Below are 11,152 nucleotides of genomic sequence, written 5' to 3' on the forward strand. Positions count from 1 at the left end.
GAGCAGCGAGTCGAACTGCCACGAGTTGAGCAGTTCGTCGCGTAGCCGGCCGTTGAACGACTCGATCCAGGCGTTTTGCCACGGCGAGCCGGGATCGATGAATAGCGAACCGGCGCCGTTGAACCGGCACCAGTCGTTGACGGCCTGCGCCACGAACTCGGGACCGTTGTCGAAGCGCAGGTAGGCCGGCGCGCCTCGCTGCAGGGCGAGGCGGTCCAAGACGCCGACGACGCCGTCGGCGTCGATGGAACGATCAACGTTGATCGCGAGGGCTTCGCGGGTGAACTCGTCGATCACGTTCAACATCTTCAAGGTGCGGCCATCGGCGGTCGTGTCGAACTGGAAGTCCATCGCCCAGATCACGTTCGGACGAATTGGTGACATCGCGCCAACGGCGACACCGATGCCGGTCAAACGCTTCTTCTTGCGGCGCTGCGGCACTTGCAGGCCCTGGTTACGCCACGGACGGCGGATGCGCTTGTTGTTGACCTTCCAGCCGGCTCGGCGGGCCATTTTGGCTGCCCGTCGCCACCCCCAGCGAGGCCGGTCGGTGGAGAACCGGCGCAGCCAGACACGCAACTGGGTTTCCTCAGCGGTGACCGGTAGCGGCGTCAGGCGCATCGTGGACCGATGGATGTCCACGACCGTGCAGGCTCGGCGTTCGGACACCCCGAACCGCTCGCGCAGCACCTTGACGGCGCAGCGTTTGCGGTTCGGGGTCAGAAGTTTCCCGCCGAGATCTCCCTGAGAATGTCAATGTCGAGAGCCTGGTTGGCGACAAGCTTCTTCAACCGGGCGTTTTCCGCCTCGAGTTCTTTGAGCCGTTTCGCGTCGTTGGCCTTCATGCCGCCGTACTGTGCAAGCCAGCGATGCCACGTCGACTCAGCGATCTCCAGGTGCCGGCACACCTCGTCAAGCTCCTGGCCGGACGCGAGGATTTTGTTGCCCTCGACGAGCTTGCGGATGATCTGATCCGGCGTATGCCGCCGGCGCTTGTTCGATGTCATGTCGTTGCTGATTCTTCCTGCCCGAACACCGGGCAACAGAGTCGCACAACGACTGGACCACTACGACGGGCTCACCTCAACCGGGCATTGCTTCCGCGCTGTCCGGATGATTGGCACCGTTGCAAAGCAGCCTACGAAGTTGCCGTCGGCCGCGGTGCAACCGCGACATCACCGTTCCGTGTGGAGTGTCGGTGATCGCTGCGATCTCGGAGTAACTGAGCCCCTCCACATCGGAGTAATAGACCACCGTACGATATTGGCGCGGCAGTGCTTGCATAGCCGCCGTGGTGTCGTCGTCGGGCAAGGAATCCAATGCTATGTCCTCGGCTGACCGCGATCCCCTCGGTGTGGAACGGGCGTAGGCCGCCGCCAACTGCAGATCGGTGATCTGGTCGGTGGAGTACTGCACCGGATAACGCCGCTTCTTGCGGTAACCATCGATATAGGCATTGGTCAAGATCCGGAACAACCACGCGGTCACATTGGTGCCCAGTTCAAAAGACGAAAAACCCGCGTAGGCCCGCAACAGAGTCTCTTGCACCAGATCTTCGGCGTCGGCGTGATGGTGGCTCAGATGCATCGCGCGGCGATAGAGATTCTCGCGCAGCGGCACAACGTCGCGTTCAAACTGTGCGACTACACCGGCGTCGCCTGAGCGGGTTTGGAGGCAAGCTGCACCCGCGCCATGTCGTGGACCTGGCAATCGGCGGCGGACCGCCGTGGACGTTGACAGTGGTATGCGCCGAACTCACCGTGCAGGTCGTTGTGGGCATTGACGTAACTCATCTGCTGGCCTCTCTTTGACCACCGGAGTAGTTGTGTCACTCAGGTTGGCGTTGATGGGAGCTGACCGTCGAGTATGCCAAGAGCCGAGTTCAGTTCGGCCGTCCGATTGGCAGCTTTCAGGCACTCAAGCATCGAATGGCCGATCTGTATGTCGCGATCGCCGCGGCCCGGGCCGTCGTCGCCGACGCGTGCAACGAACCCACACCCACCAATGCGGCCACTGCGCGCCTCGCCGCCAGCGAGGCGCTAACCACCGTGGCGGCCGAGGGCATCCAGCTGCACGGCGGCATCGCCATCACCTGGGAACACGACATGCACTTGTATTTCAAGCGCGCACATGGCAGTGCACAACTGCTCGGCTCGCCGCAAGAGCAGCTGCGCCGACTGGAATCCGAGGTGCTCCCACAGCCGTGAACGATCATGTCGCACTGCGCGCCGGCATCCCGCCGTTCTATGTGATGGATGTTTGGCTGGCGGCCGCGCAGCGCCAGCGCACCCATGGCGACCTGGTGAACCTGTCGGCGGGCCAGCCCAGCGCGGGCGCTCCCGAGCCGGTGCGCGCAGCCGCGGCCGCCGCCCTGCATCTCAACCAGCTGGGTTACACCGTGGCGCTGGGCATTCCAGAGCTGCGCGCGGCGATCGCGGCGGATTACCAGCGCCAGCACGGAATCACCGTCGAGTCCGATGCGGTAGTGGTCACCACCGGTTCTTCCGGTGGCTTTTTACTCGCCTTTCTGGCGTGCTTCGACGTCCGTGACCGGGTGGCGCTGGCCAGTCCCGGCTACCCGTGCTATCGGAACATCTTGTCAGCGCTGGGATGTGAGGTGGTGGAGATCCAGTGCGGACCGGAGACTCGGTTCCAGCCCACCGCGCAGATGCTCGCCGAACTCGACCCGCCGGTGCAGGGCGTGATCGTCGCCAGCCCGGCCAATCCCCCCGGAACGGTCATTCCGCCCGCGGAGCTGGCAGCGATCGCGTCCTGGTGCGATGCCTCCGGGGTCAGGCTGATCAGCGATGAGGTGTACCACGGCCTGGTCTACGAGGGCGCGCCGCAGACCAGCTGCGCTTGGCAGACCTCACGAAACGCGGTGGTGGTCAACAGCTTTTTGAAGTATTACGCAATGACGGGCTGGCGGCTTGGATGGCTGCTGGTACCGCCCGAGCTGCGCCGTGCCGTGGATTGCCTGACCGGCAACTTCACCATCTGCCCGCCGGTGCTGTCACAGATCGCCGCGGTGGCGGCGTTCACTCCAGAGGCGACCGCCGGAGCCGACGGCAATCTGCATCACTACACGGTCAACCGCTCGCTGCTGCTGGACGGGCTGCGCCGGATCGGCATCGACCGGCTGGCACCCACCGACGGTGCGTTCTACGTGTACGCCGACGTCTCGGACTTCACCACCGACTCGCTGGCGTTCTGCTCAAAGTTGCTGAACGACACCGGCGTTGCCATTGCGCCAGGCATCGACTTCGAAACCGCGCGCGGCAACTCGTTCGTCCGGCTGTCGTTCGCCGGGCCGACGAGCGACATCGAAGAGGCCTTGCGGCGGATCGGGCCCTGGCTGGTGGGTCAATAGGCCGCCGGGTCGCGCGGGCGTTGGCCAACCCCCGTACGACCGTCGGTCATCGGTTGAACCGCCCCGCGATATAATCGGCCCGGCAGGCTCTGCGGGAAAGTTTGCCGCTCGTCGTGCGGGGGATAGTGCCGGCGGCCACGAGCCGCAGGTCGGCGATCCGAATGTGGTGTTGGCGCGAGACCGCTGCCCGCACGGTCTCAGCGATCTGCCCCGGCTCGGCAGGGCCCGCGCCTGCGGCGCGCTCGGCGACGACGACCACCTGCTCGCCGGTGTGACTGCTCGGTGAGTCGAACACACCGGCAGGAACGGAAAACGCGGCGACATAGCCGGTGCGGATGGCGGTCGAAGCTTCGCTGACCGTGGTTTCGATGTCGTGCGGGTAGTGGTTGCGACCATCGAGAATGATGAGGTCTTTGATGCGCCCTGTCAGGTAGAGCTCACCGCCGATGTAGACGCCGAGATCACCGGTAGCCAGCCAGCAGCCGTTGTCCGGAGCGCCGTCGGCGTGGCTGCCGTGGTCGAGCCGAGACTGCAGTTTGTTGCCGAAAACCCGTCGTGTTTCGTCCTCGCGGCCGAAGTATCCGCGGGCGATGTTGTTGCCGTACAACCAGATTTCCCCCACGGTACCGTCAGGCACCTCGGCGCCATCTGGGTTGGCGATCACCGCCCACTGATCAGGGATCGGCTGGCCGCACGATACATGGGCTACCGCGCCCGGTGCCGCGGGCGCGACGGTCACTGCGCGGCCCGCGCCGAGCTGCTCGCGGTCGAGGAAGATGGCGCTGGCCGCGGCGTCCTGGGCGATGCTGGCGACCGACAACGTCGCTTCCGCCATCCCATAGGACGGCTTGACCGCCGTCGCGGGCAGACCATACGGAGCGAATGCTGTTGTGAATTTCTCGACAGCCGACATGGTCACGGGCTCGGACCCGTTGAGCAGGCAGACAACGTTGCTGAGGTCGAGGGCCTCAGCTTCCGGGCCCTCCGGAGGCAATCCCCGGTCGGCCGTCAATTCAAAGGCAAAGTTCGGCGCGGCCGCAAAGGTCCGGCCGCTGGTCGCCTCAACACCTAATTGTTTGATCCATCGGTAGGGCCGACGAAGGAACGCCATGGGATCCATTAACGTGATGTGTGCCCCACACAGCGCCGGGAACATGATCATCATCAATCCCATATCGTGATACAGCGGCAGCCAGCTCACAGTGCGGACATCCATATCCAGCCCGCCAGCCAGGATCATCTGCATCGCGTTCGTGTAAACGGCGCGATGGGTGATCTCCACCCCGGCCGGCGTGCGCGTTGAGCCCGAGGTGTACTGCAAATAGGCGACATCGTCGGTGCCGAGCGCCGCGCCGGTAAACATCGAGCCGAGTGTTGCGGGTAGCGCGTCCACCGCGATCAACCGCGGCCGCTCGTTCGGCACCAGCGTCCGAATAAATGTTCGAACGGACTCGGCCGCTGCGGTCGTGGTCAGTACCACGGCAGGCCGGGCATCGGCCAGCACCGCCGCCAATCGCTCGGCGTGCCCTGACAAAGTCGGCGCAAAGAGGGGGACCGGGACATTGCCCGCGTGGACGCCACCGAAGAAAGCCGCCACATAGTCGAGGCCCTGTGGCGCCAGGATAGCTACCCGATCCCCGGGCACGGTGACCTGCTGCAGGCGGGCGCCGATCGCGCAGACCCGCGACCACAGGTCGTTCCAGGTGAGCTCGACGACCCGTCCATCCTGATCCTGCGAGTAGTCGATGAAGCGGTACGACGGAGAGTCACCAAGCTCAGCTCGGTTGCGATCGAAATACGACATCAACGTCACACCCTCGGGCACCACGATCCTGCGGCCATGGAAAGCGGAAGGGTCTAAATTGCCCGACGCGGGCGCAACAATACTGTTCAAACAGTGATCCCGACTCACCACAGGACAGACTATAGCCGTGTTTACTATTTGACCCTTTGTTCCGGTATGGCGGTCATCACTATCGAGCCGAATATCGAGACATTTGGCATCAATTGATTCCTGGAGGCGCCGCAGGGTCGGGCACGGACCGGATTGCGGATCAACGAGGCATCCCAGACTGTGATGGTTTTGTGAGAGAGCGCGCCACGCCGGGTGAGAATCCACTGCTGCACCACGCGTCAACCCGGATCAAGTTATGGCAAACCAACGGCCAGTGACGGCTCGTCGTTCGCGACGAACCTGATATGTCGTCGCGTCGTTCGGCCACCCGAGCCGTTCGGATCCGCTCATCTAGTGTGAAGGTCCCTCCCGGTGACAAGGGGTCAGATCACCGATCAGGCAGCTATGTGTCGTCATCCCCAAATCCCTTTACCAAATGACCATTTGGGCGCAGGGCGCTTCAAGTCGTTGACAAGTCGCGGGAAATCAGCACCGCTCCTAGCGCCGAGAGCGGATCGGGGATCGCCGCATTGAGGGTCGCCCGTCACGCGACCGCTGCACCCTGGGCTTCAGATGATTGAAATAAGCTGCTTTACAATACTCTCCAACGACCTTACCCGGCCGTAGGCGCGTTTTTGCACCGCAATAACCAACGGATATGCGGAGGCTTAAGCCAACTCGGGTGTGCCTAGGACGCCGCTGATGTAATGCCCCTTGCGGGGCGGGTTGTGGTGTGGTGTTGAGCCTGAAGTGGTGTCACGCTGGAAGGCGGGGGCCCGGTGTGGGTGGTGTTGGTGGTCTGGGGGCTGGGTTCAGGCGATGGCCCAGCCGTTGGTGCTGTGGTGTAGGCCCAGGGTGGCTAGGCGGGCGAGGTTGATGGCGCTGGCTCGGGTCAGGATTTCGGTCAGGATGCGTTTTTGGCCGCGGCAGCGGGCGTTGCGGCCGCCCCACGGGCGGCGGGTGAAGTGGCTGATCTTGCGTTCCACCACGGGGCGATAGGTCCGGTAGGCCTGCTGCCAGGCCGGATCCTGTTGGCGGGCTTTGGCCTGTTGGCGGGCGGCTTCATGGGGGTGGATGCTGATCACCCGTCCCCGGCGGGCTTTGGTGCACTGCGCTTGTAGTGGGCAGGAAGCACACAGCGCACCGAAGCGGGCCGAACGGTGGCGGCGGCCCGAGCTGATGGTCACGGTGTGGCGGGCCGGGCAGGTGACCGTAGCGGCGGCCAGGTCAATCGTGAACTGGTCTTTGGAGAAGCCGTTGGCGTTGCGCACTGGGGGCACTTTTGCGCGCATGTCGTGGCCCCGTGCTGTCTGCTCATCCAGGGTGGCCCCGTCGGCGTAAGCCGAATCCCCTTACACCTCAAGTCCTTTGGACTGCGAGTCGCCCTTTGAGTGGTCGCCGGCATCAGCGGCGGTTTCGTCGGTGTCGCTGCCAGCGCTAGCCGTGTCGATGTCGCCGTGGCCACCAGTGCCAGCGGCAGGCTCACCAGTAGCGGTGCCGGCGCCGGGTCCGCTCAGCAGCTCATCGATCACTTCGCGGTCGGCGGTGTTGGCCGCGGTCACCGCCACGTTGGTGATCAGCTCGTCGTCGGGATCGACCCCGAAATGGGACTTGTATCCATCGAAGGTCCGTGCCCGCGACTTGTGCCCGTGGCGGGCCTCGACATCTACCGTCGAGATCAGCCGATCGCGGGCCACCGTGCGCGCGATGCGAAACACCCCATCGTCGCCTTGCTCGACGTCTTGGCCGGCCACCAGCGCCAACAGATCAGCCGTTTCGGCCAGTGGCCCGTCCAGCTTGTGGCCGTCCAACACCGTCAGCGCGGCCTGGGCGTCGCGCACCAGCGCGTCCACCAGCGCCTCCCGCGCTTTCGGGTCGTCCCAATCACACGGCGGTTTACCCAGCGTGGCGTAGTCATCATCGCGGACCAGCACCGCCCGCACCGCGCCCGCCAACGCCGGGTCGGCCCGATCAGCGGCCCAAAGCACTCGCCGGATCGCTGCCCGCAGCTGAATCACCGTGTCCTGGGTGGCCACCGCATCAAACAGCGGGGTGGAATCAACCACGCGGCGGCGTCCCCGCAACAACCCCGCCGCGGCCGCGGCGGTGTTGACATCATCAAACAACCGCCGCGGCCGATCAGACTTTCGCAGCCGGTTGCGCATCCCAACCAGCACCGTCGAGTGAAAGGCCCCCGCGCCCACCGTCAACCCGGCGGCAGCCTTCCAGCGCAGGTCAAACGCCAACCGGTCACAGGCCTCCCGATCCGAGAGCCCCTCATAGGCCTGCAACAGCATCACCGCGGCCACCACCCGGGCCGGCACCGTCGGGCGCCCCAACGCCGAGCGCTTAAACAAATCCGCGAAATACTCATCACCAAACAGCGCACCACCGTGATCGGCCAGCAGCCGATAAATGCTGCCCGCCACCAGTTGATCGCCCACCAACAGCATCACGCCATCAAATCGGCCCTGCCGATCCTCACATCCCAACGCCACACACCGATTCTCCAGGCACACCCTCCCCAACCCGGGCCAGCCACGCCGAAACCGGGCCACAAAATCAGCAGCGCCTCAGGGGCGCAATATGTTTGGGCCAACTGCGATTCTCACCACCCCACCGGCGCCGGGAAGGTAAGGCTCGGCGCCGGTATACCACTCCCGGTGATACAGCAGCACCTCGGCCACGAGTCGATCACCACGACCGTCCAACACCTACGGCCATTTGGATCGGTCGCTGGCGCAGGCTGCGGCGGACGCGATCGGCGCAGCGCTGAGCTAGCCAAGATCGCGTTGCCCTTGGGTGAGATCAGGCTGCAGTCTGCAGGTTGACCTGCGTGGCCAGAGAATCTTCGCGAAATATCTTGTGAGACAACACAATCTTGTGTCAGACTGATCGTAGAGAACAGGATAGGGGACCGGAGCCGCAGGGGCCACGCAGGCAGCAAGATGGCAGTAGGGGTAAGCACCGAGCGAGCGACAGGCGCGTTCCAAGAGGTCCGCGAACATCACCGCGGTGGGGGCGTCGGCTCCTACGGTCACCGCCCAGTGGTTCGGCATCAGGATCGCATTCGCGTCACCCAGCGCGGTGGCCAGTGACTGGCCGAAAGTTATCCATCAAACGGTTTGAACCGCCAGTGCCGCAAGCGAATTGCACCCCTGATTCGTCACGGTGACGTTTCAACGGTGATAGTTTACCTGGGTTAAACCCGCCCGGGCAGGGCAGATCTGGGGCACCAGCGCGCCCGCGTTGGACTCGCCGTTCGTCGATCGGACACCGCTGCCTGCCCGTGTCAACTTTGCGTGGAAAGCATGTGTGAGCCGACCACTCGTTACTCTCAACTCGTCCTGGAAACGCGCCCAACCCCGACAACTCTCATGTTTTCGCGGATTACTCTCACGTCTTCGTGGATCGGACAGCGACGCCCAGGACGCTGGATACATCGGATGTGCAACTCCGGCAAAGCATTAAGGCACCCAGAATTGTAACAGTATGTGCGCCGAGCACTTCGACCGAAACATTCGAGGTTAGTCACACCGACGCGGAATGGCGGCAACTTCTGACACCACAGCAGCACGCCGTGCTTCGTACGGCGTCCACCGAGACGCCCTTCAGCAGCCCGCTCAACGATGAGCACCGGCCCGGCATCTTCGGATGTGCGGGCTGTGCACTGGACCTGTTCTCGTCAACCACCAAGTTCGACAGCGGCACCGGCTGGCCGAGCTTCTGGAAAGCCCTGGACAACGCGGTACTCGAGCGGCAAGACAACACCCTGGGCATGACACGCACCGAGGTGCTCTGCCGCCGTTGCGGCGGGCACCTCGGGCACGTATTCAACGATGGCCCCGAACCGACCGGCCTGCGCTACTGCATGAACGGCGTGGCGCTGCGCTTCCGATCTTCCTAGGAACTACGTTTTCAAGTCGATCGCGATTTGTACCGCTTTGAAAAACTCGCTGGACGCCAGCTAGGCAGCGGCGTCGGGCCTTTCGGCTTCGATTAATTTGCGGGCGGCCCGCCGGGCGAAGTGGCCCGTCTCGACCATACCCTGGATCCGAACCGTGCCACCCGTGGCCTCATACTGTCGCTGCCAGTCGGTAATCGCTTGGTGCGCGGCGTGATCCAGGTAGTTGACCGAAATGGTGACCGTTACCTTCCGGCCGGAAGGGATAGACGCCAGCACGCGGGTCAGCCGGGGCAGGGCGAGGAAGGTGCACGCCGCTCCCACGACGGCGACGCGCCATTCGTCACCTAAGGGCCTGGCCTCAACCCTGGCCCGGATCAGCCGCCATCCGGTCAACGCGATGGCCAGGGCGAGTCCGATCATCACGCCGTGCAGGAGATTGAGGAAGACGACGCTGACTGCGCACGTACCGGCCGCCGTGACGCCACCACTCGTAGGTGAATTGGTCTGGCGGATTCCCGGACATGCGGTGTTTGGGCATCGCTAGCGGGCTGACGTAGATGCCGCTGGGGTGCTGGTACCAGCCGTTTCGGAATTGGCCCTAATGCGTGTCGGGCACCGCGGCAAGGTCGATGTGTCCATCGTGGTTCTCCGTTCGTTGCGGTGGATGGCCGGGCCCGCGGGATCGTGCGGACCCGGCCGGGTTAGCGGGGGGTTAGGCGGCGAAGGCTGTGTGGTGCTCGAGCAGAGCCCTGATCGCGTCGTGGAGGTCGTCGTAGGCGACGGGTGCGGCCTGGTCGATGGTGGTCGTCCACATGGGTTCGTCACCGACTCCGGCGGTGAGGGTGTAGGTGTGGCCATCGCTGGTGGCTCGGTATGACCAGCTGTCGGGCACGGCGTGGAAAGTCAGGTCGCCGGCCCGGACTTTGAGGATTCGGGTTGCTGGGTCGGTGTCGAGGTCGGGTGCGGTGGCTTCGACGGCAACCATTTGCCCGTGGTCGTCGGCGGCGAGCAGGACGAGGCGGTGTCCGGTGTCGCGGGTGTAGTCGTGCACGGTGGTGAGCAGAATGTCGCCGTGGTTGTGGAACAGGATCCGGGTGATGCCGTACTGCTGGGTTTGGATACGCCCGGCGGCCTCGTCGAGAAGGTTGAAGGCGAGCTCGAATTCGTGGTCCATGATGTATTTGTCCGTTCTGTGCGGTGAGTGGTGCGCCGGTCAGCGCTGGGGGAGCGGTCAATCGGCTGAGGGTGGGCGGTCAATCCCGAAGAGTCCGCGCCGGGCGGAGCAGGGTTTTCGGCCCGGGTCAATCCCCGGCGCGTAGCGCCTTGGGGATTGACTTCCATTGGGCCGAAAAGGTCACTCGGCCTGCGCAGCCCGGCGTGGGCGTGGGTTGACCGGTCGGGCCCCCGGCCGATTAGGCTGCGACCCCTGCTGACGGCAAACGCGGTGAGGGGCTACGGATTTGGTCACCGCCAGGTGGCCGATACGCCGGTCGCGCGGGGCGCGCCGGCGCCACCTCACCGGAAGCCCGAAAGCCCGGCCAGCCACCGGCGGGATGGGGGTCGCCTCAGTAACGGAGCGAATCTGGTCCCTTCGACCGGCGGCTAATAGGTGGAGGCGGCTGGTGGGTGCAGCGGGCGGGGTCCTTCGCGACGAAGCTCGGTTTCGACGTCGAACGAGCTGGTGCCGTAGAAATTGATCTGGTCGTGCTCGCGGGGTCAGGTGCGCCGCGGCGCGCCGAGCGCATCGCCGAGGTAGGTCGCCGTCCACAGCACCGCGGCGTTGGTGACAAGTCGCTAATATGCCCCCTTAGGGCACCCGGTACCGCGTGGTTGCCTTTAACCGGCATCCCCGACACCACCGCCGTAGCGCTGCTCCGCAACGTACAACGCAAGATCGCCAACTCGACTCGCGCGGATCTTCTGCTGCCTGGGTTACGGCCGGCCCGTCCCCGTCTGGACCGATCTGCCGGGAGCAGACTCG

7 protein-coding genes and 4 pseudogenes are annotated in these 11,152 nt (G+C 64.6%); 3 read left to right on the top strand and 8 right to left on the bottom strand.

Going from position 1 to position 11,152, the window contains the following annotated elements:
• The 3 genes and pseudogenes from ACLP4W_RS11260 to ACLP4W_RS11270 form a co-directional block, all read right to left on the bottom strand.
• Positions 1-1,007: pseudogene (locus ACLP4W_RS11260) on the bottom strand (IS3 family transposase); the annotation flags it as partial.
• Between the two features lie 76 nt (positions 1,008-1,083).
• Positions 1,084-1,620 carry a sigma-70 family RNA polymerase sigma factor gene (locus ACLP4W_RS11265; RefSeq protein ID WP_442386211.1) on the bottom strand — a complete coding sequence of 179 codons (537 nt, stop codon included), beginning with the start codon at positions 1,618-1,620 and terminating at the stop codon, positions 1,084-1,086.
• A gap of 23 nt (positions 1,621-1,643) precedes the next feature.
• Complete coding sequence (locus tag ACLP4W_RS11270) at positions 1,644-1,793, bottom strand: hypothetical protein (RefSeq protein WP_442386212.1); 150 nt, start codon at positions 1,791-1,793, stop codon at positions 1,644-1,646.
• A gap of 57 nt (positions 1,794-1,850) precedes the next feature.
• On the opposite strand from ACLP4W_RS11270, the pseudogene ACLP4W_RS11275 reads away from it, so the two are divergent.
• Positions 1,851-2,207, top strand: a pseudogene (locus ACLP4W_RS11275) (acyl-CoA dehydrogenase family protein); the annotation flags it as partial.
• Positions 2,204-3,370, top strand: coding sequence for a pyridoxal phosphate-dependent aminotransferase (locus ACLP4W_RS11280; RefSeq protein ID WP_442386213.1), 1,167 nt, complete (start codon positions 2,204-2,206; stop codon positions 3,368-3,370). The pseudogene ACLP4W_RS11275 and the gene ACLP4W_RS11280, both read left to right, overlap by 4 nt.
• Positions 3,371-3,416: 46 nt before the next feature.
• On the opposite strand, the gene ACLP4W_RS11285 is transcribed toward ACLP4W_RS11280, so the two are convergent.
• The 3 genes and pseudogenes from ACLP4W_RS11285 to ACLP4W_RS11295 form a co-directional block, all read right to left on the bottom strand.
• Positions 3,417-5,255 (bottom strand): fatty acyl-AMP ligase, encoded by a 1,839-nt coding sequence (locus ACLP4W_RS11285; RefSeq protein ID WP_442386215.1) that lies wholly within the window; start codon positions 5,253-5,255, stop codon positions 3,417-3,419.
• An 821-nt stretch (positions 5,256-6,076) separates the two neighbouring features.
• Positions 6,077-7,762: pseudogene (locus tag ACLP4W_RS11290) on the bottom strand (transposase).
• A 279-nt stretch (positions 7,763-8,041) separates the two neighbouring features.
• The gene (locus ACLP4W_RS11295; RefSeq protein WP_442386216.1) at positions 8,042-8,377 is read right to left on the bottom strand and encodes a class II aldolase/adducin family protein; all 336 of its coding nucleotides are present in this window, start codon (positions 8,375-8,377) and stop codon (positions 8,042-8,044) included.
• Positions 8,378-8,730: 353 nt separating this feature from the next.
• Here ACLP4W_RS11295 and msrB point away from each other — a divergent pair, with 353 nt between their 5' ends.
• Complete coding sequence (gene msrB, locus ACLP4W_RS11300; protein WP_442386217.1) at positions 8,731-9,171, top strand: peptide-methionine (R)-S-oxide reductase MsrB; 441 nt, start codon at positions 8,731-8,733, stop codon at positions 9,169-9,171.
• 60 nt (positions 9,172-9,231) lie between these two features.
• Here the strand turns inward: msrB and ACLP4W_RS11305 are convergent.
• Positions 9,232-9,630: pseudogene (locus tag ACLP4W_RS11305) on the bottom strand (SulP family inorganic anion transporter); the annotation flags it as partial.
• A gap of 253 nt (positions 9,631-9,883) precedes the next feature.
• A complete protein-coding gene (locus ACLP4W_RS11310) occupies positions 9,884-10,345 on the bottom strand; it encodes a hypothetical protein (protein WP_442386214.1) in 462 nt (153 codons plus the stop codon).
• Between the last annotated feature and the right edge of the window lie 807 nt (positions 10,346-11,152).

The sequence above is a fragment of the Mycobacterium sp. genome (genome assembly GCF_052145595.1).
Classification (GTDB): Bacteria; Actinomycetota; Actinomycetes; order Mycobacteriales; family Mycobacteriaceae; genus Mycobacterium.